Origin of the sequence: Tomitella cavernea (genome assembly GCF_016599145.1) — a bacterium.
In the GTDB taxonomy this organism is placed as follows: domain Bacteria; phylum Actinomycetota; class Actinomycetes; order Mycobacteriales; family Mycobacteriaceae; genus Tomitella; species Tomitella cavernae.
In genome coordinates, this window is record NZ_JAENKO010000032.1 from 1 (window position 1) to 15378 (window position 15378).

Sequence of the window (15378 nt, forward strand, 5' to 3'; positions counted from 1 at the left end):
GACCGGGTGCGCGCGCTCGCCGGCGACGCCGCCCTGGGCGAGCGGACGTTGGCCGACGCGCGGCGGAGGCTCGACGACGTCGCCTCGCGCGCCGACGCGGCCGAGTCGCGGATCGCCTCCGCGCGCCGCGCCGTCGCCGACGAGGCCGAGTCGTTCACCGACTCGGTGCGCACCCACCTGTCCACGACACGTGAACTGCAGGTGGCGGACCCGGCGGCGCTGTTCGCCGAGCTGGCCGACTGGTGCGACTCCCCCGCCGGACGCGGGACCGTCGCCGCCCACCTCGACGCCGCCGAGACGGGCGCCCGCGAACAGCTCACCGCCCGCCGCGCAGGACTTTCGGCGGAATCGTCGGGACTGCGCACGCGCCGGGCGGACTTGGAGGACGAGCTCGTCTCCGCCGAGTCCGGCGAGGACGCGGTGCCGCCGGTGCCGTACACCCGCCACCCGTCCCCCGTCGCCGGAGCGGATTCGGGGGCCCCGCTGTGGCGGGTGACGGACTTCGCCCCGCATGTCACCGACGCCGAGCGGGCGGGGATCGAGCCCGCACTCGAGGCGTCGGGGATCCTCGACGCCCGCATCGCATCCGACGGCGGCGTGACACATCCGTCGGCCGGTGAGCTGATCCTCGACCCCGCGATCGCGCCCGAATCCGGCCCCTCCGCGTCGGTGGCGCACACCCTCGCGGCGGTGCTCGTCCCCGCTGCGGACCCCGAGGACACGGCCGCCGCCGCGCTGCCGACGCGGGCGATCACGTCGGTGCTCGACGGCATCGGCCTGGGACCCGACAGCGGCCATTCATGCTGGGTGGCGCCCGACGGGCGGTTCCGCATGGGCGTTCTGGCCGGCGCCTGGTCCAAGCCGGGCGCCCAGTACATCGGGCGCGGCGCCCGCGAGCAGGCGCGCCGGGGCCGGCTGCGTCGACTGACCGCCGAGATCGCGGAGATCGACGCGCAGTCGGCCGCCCTGGGCGAACAGGATTCCTTTCTCGCCCAGCGCCTCACGACCCTCTCGGCGGAGCGCTCGGGTGCGCCGTCGGACGACGCGGTGCGCAGCGCCCGGCACGCGGTGGTGGCGTTGCAGAACGAGCTGCGCCGCCTGCACGAGGAGCGCGACACGGCCGCCGACGCCGTCGAGGAGGCCGCGGCGGAGCACCGGGCCGCGGCGGAGGCGCTCCACGCGGACGCGGCCGACACCGGGCTGCCCGCGGCGCCGGCGGATCTCGACCGCATCCGCGACGCGCTCGGCGACTACCGCGTCGCGCTGGCCGATCTGTGGCCCGCGGCCGCGGCAGCTACCGCTGCGAAGGAGGCGTACGCGCAGGCCCGGGACGACCTGGGCCGCAGCGAGGAGGCGCGCGCCGCCGCCACCGAGCGGATGGACGACGCCCAGGCCGCCGCGGAGCGGGCCCGGGTGCGCTACCGGACACTGCGCGAGTCGGTGAGCTCGGACGTCGACGAACTGCACGAGCAGCTCGACGCGGTCCAGCGCCTCATCGCCGCGACGGAGACGGAGCAGCACGACGCGCGGCGCGACGAACGCACGGCGCTCGAGGCGCGGGGCAAGGCGGACGGGCGCCGCCAGGAGCTCACCGTCGAGGACGAGGCGGCGCGGGCCGCGCTCGCGGCGGCGGCGGACGGGTTCCGCCGGTTCGCCGCGTCGGGCCTGCTGGACCTGGCCCTGGCCGCCGGCCCCGGGGTGGAAGGCTCCGGGGTGGAAGGCTCCGGGGTGGAAGGCTCCGGGGTGGATCGCTCCGCGGACGGGATCGTCGCGTTCGCTCGCTCCGTCGACCGCGCGCTGGCCGACGTGGACGCCGGCGACGCCGCATGGAGGCGCGCCCGCCAGCGGGTGACAGATGAGCACAAGGCCCTCGAGGACGTGCTGGGCCGGCGGGGCGACTCGTCGTCGATGCGGATGGTGGACGACACGGCGATCGTCGTCGACGTGACCTTCCGCGGCCGTCCCGCGCCCGTCGCAGATCTCGACGCCATGCTGGCCGACGAGGTGGCCGACCACGAGCGGCTCCTCACTGCGCGTGAGCGCGAGATCCTGGAGAACCATCTGCTCGGCGAGATCTCCACCACCATGCAGGAGCTGATCTCCGGCGCCGAGGCGCAGGTGGCACGCATGAACGACGAGCTCGCCTCGCGCCCCACCAGTACCGGCATGCGTCTGCGCCTGGACTGGCAGCCGCGCGAGGACGGCCCGGCGGGGCTCGCCGAGGCGCGGCGGATGCTGCGCCGGAGCATCGACGGCTGGTCCGAGGAGGACCGCGAGGCGGTCGGCGGCTTCCTGCAGCGGCGGATCCACGAGGTGCGGGCGCGCGACGCCGGCGGCACGTGGCTGGAGAACCTGGGTGAGGCGCTGGATTACCGCACGTGGTTCCGGTTCGTCATCGAACGGCACCAGAACGGAAGGTGGCGCCCTGCCACCGGCCCCGCCTCGGGCGGCGAGTCGGCGCTGGTAGTGAGCGTGCCGTTGTTCGCGGCCGCGTCCGCGCACTACAGCTCGGCGGGCAATCCGCACGCACCCCGGCTGGTCATGCTCGACGAGGCGTTCGCCGGGGTCGACGACAACGCTAGGGCGAAGTACCTGGGCCTGTTGGCGTCGTTCGACATGGACGTGGTGATGACGAGCGAACGCGAGTGGGGCTGCTACGCCGAGGTGCCCGGCATCGCCATCGCCCAGCTCGCCCGCACGGACGGCGTCGAGGCGGTGCTGGTGACGCGGTGGGAGTGGGACGGCGCGCACAAACTGCATGCGCCCGTGCCGGTCCGCGCCGAGGCCGCGGCTCCCCCGCCCCCCGGGCAGGACGGGCTCTGGGAGTAGCGCCGCCGGACGCGTGCGGAGACCGGTGCGGGTGGCGCCTACGCGAGCCCCACGGCCACCCCGTCGCCCGCCTGCACCGTCCCCGCGTGGACGTGCACGGCGCCGCGACCGCCCGGCCCCGGGGTGAACGTCCACGTTCCGGGGTCGACGGGACCGCCGTGGGCGAACCCGGCCGCGGCGGCGCGGGGGCCGTCATCGGACGCCGCGACACGGGACGCCACCGCGCCGCTCACCGTGACGGCCCGTGGCTCCGGCACCCCGTCGATGCGGACGCGCAGCGGGCGCTCCGCCGGCAGGCCGCCCGCGGCCCCACCACGCGGCCCCATCGCCAGGATACGGTCGCCATCGGACCAGACGAGGTCCGTACTCGCCCCGCCCGCCGCCGCGGCCGCCGGCGTCGAGTCGTCCTCGTAGATCGACCCGCGCCCGTCGGCCCCCGCGAACCCGCGCAGTAGCAGCGGGCCGCCCGCGACGGGCGCCCGGCCTGCGGGATGCAGCGGGAGCACCGCCCCGGCGCGGGCGAACACCGGCATGCGGTCGAGCGGCACCCGGAGGTCCGCCTCGGCGGGCCCGGTGTGCCGCTCGCCGGTGAACACGTCGTGCCACTCGCCGGGCGGGAACCACACGCGCTTGACCGCCGGATTGCCGGGGACGCCGACGGGCGCCACGAGCAGGTCGTCGCCCAGCATGAACTGCCGGTCAAAGCGGTAGGCCTGTTCGAACCCGGGCCACGCCAGGTACATTCCGCGCGCCATCGGCATACCGGTGTCGGCGCTGCGGCGCCCCAGCGTGTAGAGGTACGGCACCAGGGCCGAGCGCGTCCGCATGAATTCGGCGGCGATGCCGCGCGCGGGCTGCGGGAACTCCCACGGCAGCCGCCGCGGATCGCCCCGGTCGGGGGTCCCCGAGTGCAGGCGCATCACCGGCGAGAACGCGCCGGCCTGCACCCATCGGGCGTAGAGGGCGTTGTCGAGCGGCCCCTGGAAACCACCGACGTCGTGCGAGACGTAGGGCATGCCCGCGTTGCCCTCCGCCACGGTGAACCGCGTCTGGAAGTCGAGCATCTCCCACGAGGAGACGGCATCTCCGGTGAAGTGGATCGTGTTGCGGTGCTCGCCCCACGGACCCGGCCGGTCCCCCGCCCAGTCCTGCCAGGACCCGCCTGCGCGGGACAGCACCGGCCATCGGCTCCCCCGGTCCCGTGAGCGCGCGCCGTACCGCGAGTTGATCCACGCGTCGCCGGAGGACGTGCCGTCGGGCGGGCCCGCCGTGGAACCGTCGCAGCACCAGTCGAGCCACCAGAAGTCCGCGCCGTCCTCCTCGAACGGCGCGTGCAGCGCCAGGTAGGCGTCGAGCTGCGCCGACACCGACCAGTCGAAGCCGAAGTGCTGGTCGATCACCGCCTGCGGATCGGAGGTGAGCGAGATCAGGTTCGGCATGGCGATCGGCGCCAGCGGTCCCGCGCGCCGCACCGTCGGCCCGTACTGCGGGTCGGCGGCGGCGATGCTCGGATGGACGTTGAGCCCCACCTGCAGGCCCTGCTCGTGGGCCCATGCGAGGAACCCGGGCGGGTCCGGGAACAGCTCGTTCCGCCAGTTCCAGCCGTTCCACTTGTGGGGTGATTTGTAGTCGGTGTCCACCATGAGCACGCTCAGCGGCACCTCCTCATCGGCGAAGGCGGGCAGCAACCGCGAACGGTAGTCGTCGTCGGAGTACGGGTGGTAGCGGGAGAACCAGAGCCCGAAGGCCGCCCGGGGCGGGAAGGCGGGCTGGCCCGAGACGCGGCGGTAGTCGGCGAAGGCGTCCGGGTACTCGTCGCCGTAGCCGAACAGGTAGCCGTCCTGACGGTCGCCGGGAGGCCTGCGCACCCGGTGCCCGTCGACGATGAGCTGGGATGCCGAGTCGTCCAGGAACACCCACCCGTCGCGGCTGAGCAGGCCGTCGTGCAGCAGCACCGGGCCGAACTGCGTGTCGAGTGCGCGTAGCCAGCCGCCCAGGTTCCCCTGCGTCGCGGGCGCGCCGTCGGTCTTGGGCACGCCGCCGCCGAGATAGCCGGCCATGCCGAGCCCCGCGATGGGCGCGGTGTATCCGGGGCGCTCCCAGCGCGGGTGCACGTCGATCCACTCGCCGCCGCGCAGCACCTGCGCGCCCAGGGCGGCATCGTCGAGCGTCCCTGCGCCCGGGTCGATCCGCAGGCGGATGCGCCCGGTGTCGATGGTGACCCGCCCCGGCGCGTCGGCGCGCGCATATGCCGCCCCGTCGTGCGCGCGGTGCGCGCCGAGCATGGTGCCGCGGTCCTCGAACGCGCCGCCGCGCGCACACTCCAGCCGCACGCAGGTGGGCGAGACCACCTGCACCCGGATGCTCGTGCCTATCCGCTCGCCCTTGCCTGCTGCGCCGGGTACTCCGCCCGCGGCCGCCGGCCCCGCCCCGACGGCGGAAAGCCCGTCGGCTCCCCCGACGGCACCGGCCGCGGCCAGCGCGTATCCCAGGAATCCGCGACGGCCGATCGGTTCCACAGCGCCCACCCTTCGACGTTGTGATCGTAAACACACCGAACGTCCATCCGCGTCAATTCACCACGTCGGCGCGCCGGGAAATTCGGGGTGAGTCGGCGCGCCGCGGCCCCCCGGCTCCCCCTCCGTACCGATGCGAAATGCGAATAGTGCGATATGATCGAACGTAACGAACGCACCTGTCAGCGGATTGCGGGTGAGTGTGGACAGCACCGGAAGGCGGACCATGGCGGGCAACGGCTCGGCGGCAGTGGACGAAGCCGCAGCGGACGACCCGGTGGGGACCGCCGCGGCCGACCTCGTGCAGACCCGCCGCAATGTGGCCGCGCTCGGCTCCGCGATCCACTCAGCGCACCTCACCGCCGCGTCGCCCGCGCTGGCCCGTGCCGTGCAGGCCCAGCAGAACCTGTACGAGGCGCTCGATGTCGAGTTCGGGCTGCTCACCTCGGCGCAGGTGGCGGACCGGCTCGGGTCGCGGGCGGCCGCGCGCCGCAATGCCGCCACCACGGCGCGGGCCGCGGGGAGACTGCTCGCGCTGCGCCGCGGCAACAGGCTGCTGTACCCGGGGTTCCAGTTCACCGCCGCCGGGATCCGGCCCGTGATCGCGGATCTACGGTTGCTGGGCGACCGCCACGGCTGGCACGAGGCCGGCCTCATCGAATGGCTCCTGGGGCCCACGACACTGCTCGACGGCGCGCGACCGGTCGACGTTCTCGGTGACTCCGATCGGCTGCTCGCCGTGGCGGAGGCGTCGTTCGGCGTGTCCTGGTGAGCACGCCCCAGCCACACAGCGCCGGCTCTAACCCCGATGAGGGCTCCGCTACGACTACGCCGACCGTGGTGACGCCGGCTCCGCCGGAACCGTTCGAGCCGCTCGCCGAGATCCTGCCGCGCGGGCACCGGCTCTACCGGGTGCACAGCAGCGTGCGCACCGTTGCCGAGTTCAATCCGGGTTTCGGCAGCCGGACCCGCTTCGCGTTTTTCGGCGATCCCGTGGTGCCGGTGCTCTACGGCGCGGACACGGCGGAGGCCGCGCTCGCCGAGTCCCTGCTGCACGACGTTCCCGCCTCCGGTGGTCTGCTCCCCTACTCGGCGTACCGAGACAAGGTGATGGGGCTCGTCGAGGTGCGGCGCCGTCTCCGACTGGCGAGCCTGCGCGGGCTGGGGCTGCGACGGCTCGGAGTCGAGGCCCGGCAGGTGACCGACACCGCCGCGACGGAGTACCCGCGCACCGTCGCCTGGGCGCGGGCGGCCCACACGGCGGGATTCGACGGCGTCGCGTGGACGTCCCGCAAGTGCAACGACGCACGCGCGGTCGTGCTCTTCGGCGACCGGTGCGCGGGCGCGCTGCGCCAGGACCCGTCGTTCGGGCGGATGTTCCAGAGCGGTCCCGGCCTGGACTGGCTCATCGAGGTGTGCGGCCCGCTGCGCGTCGACGTGCTGCCGCCGTCCGGGCGGTGACCCGGGTCGGACGTGCGCGGCGGGGAGGTTGCCTCCGCCGAGTGTGGTCGGCACCCTGACGTTCATACAGTCCAGTGCACCGTCAGAGCGCCTGCCCCTTTGCCGAATCGCCCCCGCAATCCGCCTGCGAACTCGTATGGTTGCAATGTGGGCGGCCCGGACGCAGCGGGTCGCTGCATGCGGCGCGCCGCGTGACGGCGGTGCCGGGCGTGACGCGGAAGCGTTCAGAAGCTACCTGGCACAGGGAAAGAGGGTAGGACATGCCGGAGAAGATCCAGGGCCCGCAGAAACTGGGACCGCTGACTCCGCTCGTCGGCGAATGGGAGGGCGACGTCGGCGTTGACCTCTCGTACCACAACAAGGAGGACGAGACCTCCAAGACCAGCTACTTCGAACACGCCTGGTTCAAGCCGATCCCGATCCAGGAGAACGGCCAGCAGACGCTGTGGGGCCTCAAGTACGCGATGACGGCGTGGCGGCACGGCGAGGAGGCCATGGACCCGTTCCACGATGAGATCGGTTTCCTGCTGTGGGACGGCGAGCACAAGCAGGTCATGCGTGACGTCGTGTTCGGCCGTGGCATCGCGATCCTGGCCGGCAGTACGGCGGAGGCGCGCGATACCGAGATGCGGTTCGACGCGAAGCCCGGCGATCCCTGCTATGGCATCCTGCAGAACCATTACCTGCTCGATCGGGCCGAGATCCTCGACTTCAAGAGCGCCTTCACCATCGACGACGAAGAGACGTTCAGCTACACGTCGGATCTGCACATGAAGCTCGCCGCCACCGGCGGGGAGATGCACCACACCGACCACAACACGCTCAAGTTGGTCAAGCGTTACCACCCTGGCAGCCGGTTCAACTGAGCAGTACTCGCAATTCACCGCCCGGGGACGGGCCGCACTGTCGGCCCGCCCCCGGTGCTGTGCGCACCGAGGCCGACACCCGGCTCGCCGGCCGGACGATTCCTGTCGGTGACCGTCGATACCGTGTTCCCGTCAGCCGCGATGACAAGCGTCGACAGGCAGACAAGCGTCGACAGGCAGGGGCGACGGAAGGGGGCAGCATGACTCAGAGCTACACGAGCCAGGGCGAGGTGGACGAGGGCAGTGCGCATGACCGCGTTCGGGGTGCGCTGTTGGGGACGGCCGCCGGGGACGCGCTCGGCGCCGGATACGAGTTCAGTTTTCCGGGCCCCGAGGTGCCGATCGTCATGAAGGGCGGCGGGCCGTTCGGCTTCGCGCCCGGCGAGTGGACGGACGACACGGCAATGGCGGCGGGGATCGCCCGGGCCGCCACTCTGCACCGCCTGGACACCACGGAGGGCCTCGACGCGGTGGCGGCGGAGTTCCTGCGCTGGCAGCAGTCCGACCCGAGAGACATGGGCAACCAGACGCGGCGCGTCCTGTCCCGCCGCTCGCCCACGGCTGCGGCCATGCAGGCGACCGCCGCAGCCACCGGCCCCGACAATGCCGGCAACGGTTCGCTCATGCGCACCGCGGCGATCGCTGTCGCGTTCGCGCACGACCAGACGCCAACGGCGATGCTCTCCGCAGCCGCCGAAGTCTCCCGCCTCACCAACACCGGAGTCGATACGCACCTGGCATGCCAAGTGTGGTCGCATGCCGTCTGGTCGGCGATCGGCACCGGCGCACTCCCGGATCTGCACGGCACAGTCACCGCAGTGGTGCCGCACGGCGCTCGCGACCGGTGGCATCAGTGGGTGACGGCGGCGGAAACGCAGGACCGGCCGGTGTTCGAGCACAACAACGGTTGGGTGATCTCCGCGCTCCAGACCGCATGGTGGGGCATCCACCGCACGCGCCCCGCGGTGGACCACGCCGATACGCCGGACGGTGCCGACGCGCACATCCGCGACGGTCTGGCGGCGACGGTACGGGCGGGCCACGACACCGATACGACTGCGGCCATCGCCGGGGGCCTGCTCGGCGCGGCCTACGGCGCAGCAGCAATTCCATCGGAGTGGACGCGGATGCTGCACGGCTGGCCGGGCCTCGACACCGTGGGACTGGCGGACCTCGCCGATGCCGCGGCGCGCTGACAAGAAGACGGCGCGCTGACAAGAAGACGGTGCGCTGACGGGACGACACAGACGGAACCGCGCCGGCGGAAACGCGCTGGGGGGTCACCGCTGATAGCAAGCCGCTGCCCTGACCCCTCCGGGCTTCGGCTTGTTCACGATTTCTGCAGATCAAGTGGCGCAGCATTCTGCTCCCGATACCGAATCACCACGCCTTCCGTGACGGCCATTCGAATGACATCGATGCGTTTCCGCTGTTCTTGCGGGGTTCCCTTCAGCGGCACCAAAAAGTGTCGGTGCCGTCTGATTACCTACTGGGCATCAGCAGGTTCAGCACGTTGAAGGAGAATTCCCATGAGCACCCCACCTCCGCACATGCCGTCGCAGGTGCCCCCGGCTCCCCCCCGCCGGTGGAATCCCCGGCGCCCCCGCGGCGCCGGAGAAGCAGAAGAACATCCTGGGCCGCATCGCGGTGATCACGGCGGTGGTCGGTTTCATTTTCGCGTGCATTCCGGGCGCACTCATCGTCGGATGGATTCTGCTTCCGATCGCTTTCATCCTCGGCATTGTGGGGCTGTTCCTGGCGGGCAAGCGCAAGGGCACCAGCATCGCCGCCGTCATCATCGCGATCGTCGGCATCGTCGTCGGGTTCGTCGTCTTCGCTACGGTCGTCACCAACGCCGTTGATGACGCGTTCGGCGGCAGCGGCGACGTGTCCGTCTCCACTCCCGGCGAAACCGCAGACGTCGCGGCGGCCGACGCCGGCGCGCCCGGTTCCACCTCCGATTCCGGGGCGTCGTCCGCGGATCAGGGCACGCGGGGCAACCCGTACCCGCTCGGTTCCACCATCTCCGACGGCGATTGGCAGGTGACGGTCAACAGCGTCACCCTCGACGGGGGCGGCGCGGTGGCCGCCGAGAACCTGTTCAACGATGCAGCGCCGGCCGGGTCGCAGTACCTGCTGGCCAACGTCACCGTCACCTACACCGGCACCGATCCGCAGGGGAAGACGCCGTTCACGACCATCGCCTACGTGACCGCCGAGGGCAATACCGTGAACTCCTTCGACAACATGGTGGTCACGCCGGATTCGCTCGACACCTACAGCCCGCTGTTCGAGGGCGCCTCCACCACCGGAAATCTGGTGTTCACGGTGCCGTCGGCATCGGCCGGCAACGGCACCCTCGCGGTGCAGGCCACGCCGTTCGGCGACAAGGTCTTCGTCGCGGTGAACTGACCCCGTCTCAAAAGGCCGGCGGCCCGCGCACTCCCTCATACGGTTCGTGCGCGGGCCGCCGCGTCCGGAGGCGACGCCGGATTCAGCGCACTGCCATCTCCCCCAGCTCGTCCCACTCGTCCCGGTCCATGACGACGTTGCGCACGCGCGGCGTCTCTTGGAGCAGCGGCGGCAGGTCCTGCTGCGCCTGGCGGAAGTGCGCGCTGGTCACGTGCGTCTCGGCGGCATCGTCCTGGAACGCCTCGACCAGCACGTACTCGTTCGGGTCGTCGACGCTGCGCGACCAGTCGAACCACAGGTTCCCCGGTTCACCGCGGGTGGCCGCGGTGAAATCGCGGACGTGGTCCATCCAGGAGTCCGCGTGCTCCGGCTTGACCTTGAACTTGGCGACGATGAAGATCATGGCGCCATTGTGGCACTCGCCCCGCCGCGCCGGCGCGTGCCCGTCGAGCCGCGCACCGCCTGCGCAGGCCGCGCGCGCATTCCCCGGCGAAATCCGAGAACGGGTGCGCGGAACGTGGGCGGGAACGCCCGAGGCCGGTGCGCGTCAGAACACTTCGCGGTACCGATACCACCCGTCGCCGAGCGGCTCGTAGCCTCGCACTCCCTCGCGGTCGGTGAAGCCCTGGCTGGGCGTCTCCCCCGGCAAGTAGGCGACACCGACAGTGTCGAGAAATCCGCCGGTCAACCGGAAGTGGCACGACCCGGCCGTCCCGTGCACGCTCTCCACCGAGTACACGCCGATCCACTGTCGCTCGTAGGTGTTCACGCACTGCTGCGCGTGGGCGGTCATCGTGCCCTGCATAGCGCACCACCCGAGGTGAAACGGCACCCGGAACGCCAGCAGCCCGGCCGTCACCACGACCATGGCCGGTGCGATGAGCACGCGCCGGTCCCACCGGTACAGCACAAGTTGCACCACCGTGAACGCCACCCAGACGGCCCCGAGCAGGACGAACGCCCAGCCGGCGAGTATCACGGCGGGCAGCAGCGGGAACGGCGAGAGAAAGACCGCGAGCGCCGCCGCACAGGTCAGCGCCACCAGTATCGGGATGACGATGCCCATCGCGATCCGCCACCATCGCGGCGCCGCCGCCCGGCCCGCACTGCGCCCGGACTGCCGGATCGTGGTGTCACCGTCCGATGCGGACTCTCCCGGGTTCACTGCGTCCCTCCCGTCACTGCCGACACTCCCCGCTACCGCGGTGCTCCCGACGTGCGGAGAACACGCCCGGCGGTGTGTCCGCCCGGATACCATCGGGTCCATCATGCCCGGGCGCGCACAGTCCCGCCCCGCCACCGTCGCAGTCGCAGTCGCAGTCGAGGAGGTTCAGGGTGGGCGAAGCCGGAAACGACAGGCCGGCGCATGCCGAACAGCACGCGCCGCCCGGCGCGGTCTCCCGCCGTGCTCTGCTGCGGTCGGCCGCAGGGCTCGGCGCGGGCATCGTCGTCGCCGGCCTCACGTCGACGGCCGCCCCGCCCGCGGCCCGCGCCGGTGTCCCCTTCCTCCGCTATGCCCCGCCCCCGGTCCTGCCCGTCGGGCGCCTGACCGTCGCGCCGAGCGCCGTCGGCACCGTCGACGCGGGCTCCATCCGCGTGGTTCTCGCTCCGGGTTCGTTCAGCATCGTCACCGGCGGACGGACTGTGTTCGCTTCCCCCGCCGGGGCCTTCCTCGCGTCGGCGAACGGGCGGCTGCACTGGCAGGAGAACACCGGCCACTTCTCGTCCACGCCGCAGCTCACCTCGCTGCAGCTGGACCAGGAGATCCGGCGGGTGCAGGTGGTGGACGGCGCGGTGATCCTCACCGGGATCCTCGCGCCGCCGGTGGATCTCGGCCCCCTGTCGAGCCAGATCGCGGTCGGCGCCCCGTTCGACCTCACCACCACGCGCGCGTTCACTGTGCGCATCGGCCCCGGCGCCCACGGCCTGGAGATCCGGGCCGACGTCCCCCGCGCCGATGTCGTCATGCTCCGCCCCGCCCGCGGGCCCGTAGAGGGGGTGCACGGGGCCGGCGAGCAGTTCACGCGCTTCGACCTGACGGGCGAGGAGGTGCCGATCGTCACCCGCGAGCAGGGCGTCGGACGCGGGCGCGAACCCCTCACCGCCGCAGCCGAGGCCACGCAGGGTGCCGGCGGCTCTCCCACCACCACCTATGCCCCGCTGCCGTTCCTCGTCACCGACGCGATGCGCGCCATCGCGCTCGACACCGACGTGGTGGCCACGTTCGACTGCCGGCCGCCGGACCGCATCGACATCGCCGCCTGGGCCGCCGGATACACCGCCACCGTCTATTCGGGCGCCATGCCCACGGATCTGCTCGAGGCACACACCGCGGACACGGGACGCATGCGGGCGTTGCCGGCGTGGTCGGGCGCCGGCGCGATCCTGGGGCTCCAGGGTGGCACCGAGGCCGTCACGGCCAAGCTGGCCGCTCTCGAGGACGCGGGCGCGGCGGTCACCGGCGTGTGGCTGCAGGACTGGTCGGGGCAGCGCACTACCGACTTCGGCGAACGGCTCTGGTGGAACTGGGTGCTCGACCGGGAGCGCTATCCGGGGTGGGACGCCTTCGTCTCCGCGCTCCACGCTCGCGGCATCCGCGTGCTCACCTACGTCAACGCGTTCCTCGCCGACCCGGCGGGCAAGCCGGGCGGCGTGGACCGCGACCTGTTCGCCGAGGCGCTGGCGCGCGGCTACCTCGTCCGACACCCGTCCGGCGGGCCGTATCTGCTGGATCAGGGCGGCTTCGGCGCCGCGCTGGTGGACCTGACGAACCCGGCCGCGTTCGACTGGTTCCGGGACGTCATCGCCACCGAGGTGGCCGGCGCCGGGGCGGATGGGTGGATGGCCGATTTCGGTGAGGGCCTACCGTTCGACGCCGTGCTGCACTCGGGCACGCCGGACGATTGGCACAACCGTTGGCCGGTGGCGTGGGCCGAGCTCAACGATGCGGCGCGCAGACAGGCCGGCAAACCCGATGCGCTCGTGTTCTTCCGCGCGGCCGGCCGCGCGTCCGCTGCGCACGCCCCGCTGTTCTGGGCCGGCGACCAACTGGTGACGTGGGACGCGCACGACGGCCTGGCCTGCGCGCTGCTCGGGATGCTCGCGGGCGGCGTGTCCGGGATGACCCTCACGCACAGCGACACCGGCGGGTACACGGGGCTGTCGCAGCCGGTGGTGGGCGTGCAGCGTGGGCGGGAGCTGCTGCTGCGCTGGGCAGAGTTCAGCGCGTGGGGCACGGTGATGCGCACCCACGAGGGCAACCAGCCCGGACGCAACGCGCAGGCGTACGATCCGGATTCCGCCGCCGCCTTCGCCGCGCAGACGCGCGTGTTCGCGGCCCTGGCCGACTATCGCCGCGGCGTCGTCGCCCAGGCAGCGCAGACCGGCGTCCCGGCGCTGCGGCACCCGTGGATCGGCGCGCCCGGGTCCGTGGCCGCGGGCCGCGACGACCAGTTCCTGTTCGGCAGCGGACTTTTCGTGGCGCCCGCGATGACACCGGGCCAGACTCGCACCACGGCGACGCTGCCGCCCGGCGAGTGGGTGCACGTGTGGAGCGGCGCGCGGTTCGCCGGCGACTCCGCGGTGACGGTGGACAGCCCCCTGGGACGGCCCGCGGCGTTCTATCGGGCCGGAGACCCCAAGGCCGAAGACGCGGCGCGGAGAGTGCTCGCGACGCTGGGGTGATCACCCGGCCGGCCGCTACCGTCACTCCCGCAGCGGCACCGTCTCGAGCGCTTTGGCGATGCGGTCGAGTGCATCGAGCATGACGGGCCGGGGCATGGCGAAGATGAACCGCACGTGCCCGGCCCCGGCCACGCCGCAGTCGGTGCCCTCGGTGCACGCGACCCCGGCGTGCTCCAGCAGGAATTCCGCCGGCGGCCCGTCGAGTCGATACGCGGAAAGGTCCAGCCACGCCACGTAGGTGCCCTCCGGCGGCCGGAACCCCACGTGCGGGAGCCGTTCGACCAGGAACTCCGCCAGCGCCTGCAGGTTGCGCTCGAGGTATGCGCGCACGTCGACGAGCCACGGGGCGCCCGAGTCGAACGCGGCCGTGGTCGCGACGAGCCCGAGGTTGGCGGAGCCGTGCATCGGCATGAACCCCACCCGCTGCCACAGCGCCTCGTCGGCGTCGTTGCTGGTGATCAGCTGGGCGCACTTGAGCCCGGGGATGTTGAACGCCTTCGACGCCGCCGTCGCCGTCACGGAGTGCCCCGCGGCGGCAGAACCGATCGAGGCGTAGGGGATGTGGCGGTGGTCGCCGAACACCAGCGGCATCCAGATCTCGTCGGAGAACACGCGTCCGCCCTTGCGCGCCACGAGTTCCTCGATCGCCTGCAGCTCGTCGCGGGTGAACACGCGGCCGGTGGGATTGTGCGGATTGCACAGCACCAGCAGTCCGCCGTCGTCGTCGAAGGCGCGCTCGATGGCGGCCAGGTCGTCGGCGAAGTGCCGGTCGCCGCCGTCACGCAGCATCGGCACCTCGATCACCTCGCGGCCCTCGTCGGGCGGCACGCTGAGGAACGGCATGTAGGCGGGCGTGGGCACGATGACTTTGGACCCGGGCCGGCTGAAGTAGCGGATGGCGGCCCGGTAGGCGGCGACCACGTCGGGCATCTGGTGCACTCGTACGGGGTCGACGTCCCAGCCGCACGCCCCGTGGAGATAGCGGGCGACGGAGGATTGCATCCCGGTGACGTACCGCTGGGGCAGGTACGCGAAGGAGCCCCTGTCGACCTCCCGGTGCAGCGCGGCCGTGATGGCCGGGGCCACACCGAAGTCCATCTCGGCGACGAACGCCCCGATCGCGCCGTCCTCGCGCACCCACTTGGTGGTGCCGGCAGCACGGAGGTCGTCGAGGGTGATGGCGTCGAGTTCGGCGAAGGTGGGCATGCGCGGTCTCCTTGTCCGGGGCGTGGGAGCGCCCCGTCCCATAGTGCCCCCGGCTACCCGTACACCTCCGGCGGGGCGGTCCCGTCCGCCTTGGGCCACACTTCTCCGGCCACCTCGATCCGGTCGACGGCAAGGGACCGGATGTGCACGTCGCCCGCCTCGAGCTTGCGGACGACCGCCTTGCCGACGGCGATACGGCCGATGGCGACGGCGCCCACGGCGAGCGCGCCCACCGCGCACGCCGCCAGTGCCAGCGGGGCCGCCGCGGTGGGCCCCAGCGCCCGCGGACCGGCCGCCCGCGGTCCGATCAGGTGCGGCCTGCGCAGTTCGCCATCCGTGCATGCAGTGCAGCCCATGGTCACTCCCCTTTCCGCGCCTGCCCTCGCGATGGTAGGCGCGTCGGC

General features: G+C 72.5%; 12 protein-coding genes. 7 read left to right on the plus strand and 5 right to left on the minus strand.

The window, feature by feature from the left end; all coding sequences use genetic code 11:
- Nucleotides 1–2829 (plus strand): TIGR02680 family protein (locus JJ683_RS12045; protein WP_200174407.1); only part of this gene is annotated, 2829 nt, incomplete at its 5' end.
- Nucleotides 2830–2867: 38 nt separating this feature from the next.
- Here JJ683_RS12045 and JJ683_RS19125 read toward each other — a convergent pair.
- Complete coding sequence (locus JJ683_RS19125; protein WP_200174408.1) at nucleotides 2868–5348, minus strand: glycoside hydrolase family 31 protein; 2481 nt, start codon at nucleotides 5346–5348, stop codon at nucleotides 2868–2870.
- A gap of 223 nt (nucleotides 5349–5571) precedes the next feature.
- Between JJ683_RS19125 and JJ683_RS12055 the strand changes: the two genes are divergently transcribed.
- The 5 genes from JJ683_RS12055 (at nucleotide 5572) to JJ683_RS12075 (ending at nucleotide 10084) form a co-directional block, all read left to right on the plus strand.
- The gene (locus JJ683_RS12055; protein WP_200174409.1) at nucleotides 5572–6117 is read left to right on the plus strand and encodes a hypothetical protein; all 546 of its coding nucleotides are present in this window, start codon (nucleotides 5572–5574) and stop codon (nucleotides 6115–6117) included.
- A 68-nt stretch (nucleotides 6118–6185) separates the two neighbouring features.
- The gene (locus JJ683_RS12060) at nucleotides 6186–6806 is read left to right on the plus strand and encodes an RES family NAD+ phosphorylase (RefSeq protein ID WP_200174410.1); all 621 of its coding nucleotides are present in this window, start codon (nucleotides 6186–6188) and stop codon (nucleotides 6804–6806) included.
- A 260-nt stretch (nucleotides 6807–7066) separates the two neighbouring features.
- A complete protein-coding gene (locus JJ683_RS12065; protein ID WP_200174412.1) occupies nucleotides 7067–7672 on the plus strand; it encodes a heme-binding beta-barrel domain-containing protein in 606 nt (201 codons plus the stop codon).
- A gap of 200 nt (nucleotides 7673–7872) precedes the next feature.
- The gene (locus tag JJ683_RS12070) at nucleotides 7873–8868 is read left to right on the plus strand and encodes an ADP-ribosylglycohydrolase family protein (protein ID WP_200174414.1); all 996 of its coding nucleotides are present in this window, start codon (nucleotides 7873–7875) and stop codon (nucleotides 8866–8868) included.
- A gap of 463 nt (nucleotides 8869–9331) precedes the next feature.
- On the plus strand, nucleotides 9332–10084 hold the full coding sequence (locus JJ683_RS12075) for a DUF4352 domain-containing protein (protein WP_200174417.1): 753 nt from the start codon (nucleotides 9332–9334) through the stop codon (nucleotides 10082–10084).
- An 82-nt stretch (nucleotides 10085–10166) separates the two neighbouring features.
- Here JJ683_RS12075 and JJ683_RS12080 read toward each other — a convergent pair whose 3' ends face one another.
- Nucleotides 10167–10487 (minus strand): putative quinol monooxygenase, encoded by a 321-nt coding sequence (locus JJ683_RS12080; protein WP_200174420.1) that lies wholly within the window; start codon nucleotides 10485–10487, stop codon nucleotides 10167–10169.
- A gap of 144 nt (nucleotides 10488–10631) precedes the next feature.
- Nucleotides 10632–11249: a hypothetical protein gene (locus tag JJ683_RS12085; protein WP_200174422.1), complete on the minus strand. Its 618-nt coding sequence runs from the start codon at nucleotides 11247–11249 to the stop codon at nucleotides 10632–10634.
- Nucleotides 11250–11419: 170 nt separating this feature from the next.
- Here JJ683_RS12085 and JJ683_RS12090 point away from each other — a divergent pair, with 170 nt between their 5' ends.
- The gene (locus JJ683_RS12090) at nucleotides 11420–13768 is read left to right on the plus strand and encodes an alpha-glucosidase (RefSeq protein WP_200174424.1); all 2349 of its coding nucleotides are present in this window, start codon (nucleotides 11420–11422) and stop codon (nucleotides 13766–13768) included.
- Between the two features lie 21 nt (nucleotides 13769–13789).
- On the opposite strand, the gene JJ683_RS12095 is transcribed toward JJ683_RS12090, so the two are convergent.
- Nucleotides 13790–14974: a MalY/PatB family protein gene (locus JJ683_RS12095; RefSeq protein ID WP_200174425.1), complete on the minus strand. Its 1185-nt coding sequence runs from the start codon at nucleotides 14972–14974 to the stop codon at nucleotides 13790–13792.
- A gap of 53 nt (nucleotides 14975–15027) precedes the next feature.
- Nucleotides 15028–15330: a hypothetical protein gene (locus JJ683_RS12100; protein ID WP_200174426.1), complete on the minus strand. Its 303-nt coding sequence runs from the start codon at nucleotides 15328–15330 to the stop codon at nucleotides 15028–15030.
- Nucleotides 15331–15378 lie beyond the last annotated feature (48 nt).

Excerpts from the sequence above, each read along its gene's own strand:
- JJ683_RS12065 (WP_200174412.1), top strand. The coding sequence starts at position 7,067 with ATGCCGGAGAAGATCCAGGGCCCGCAGAAACTGGGACCGCTGACTCCG.
- JJ683_RS12070 (WP_200174414.1), top strand. The coding sequence starts at position 7,873 with ATGACTCAGAGCTACACGAGCCAGGGCGAGGTGGACGAGGGCAGTGCG.
- JJ683_RS12100 (WP_200174426.1), bottom strand. The coding sequence starts at position 15,330 with ATGGGCTGCACTGCATGCACGGATGGCGAACTGCGCAGGCCGCACCTG.
- JJ683_RS12080 (WP_200174420.1), bottom strand. The coding sequence starts at position 10,487 with ATGATCTTCATCGTCGCCAAGTTCAAGGTCAAGCCGGAGCACGCGGAC.
- JJ683_RS12055 (WP_200174409.1), top strand. The coding sequence starts at position 5,572 with ATGGCGGGCAACGGCTCGGCGGCAGTGGACGAAGCCGCAGCGGACGAC.
- JJ683_RS12095 (WP_200174425.1), bottom strand. The coding sequence starts at position 14,974 with ATGCCCACCTTCGCCGAACTCGACGCCATCACCCTCGACGACCTCCGT.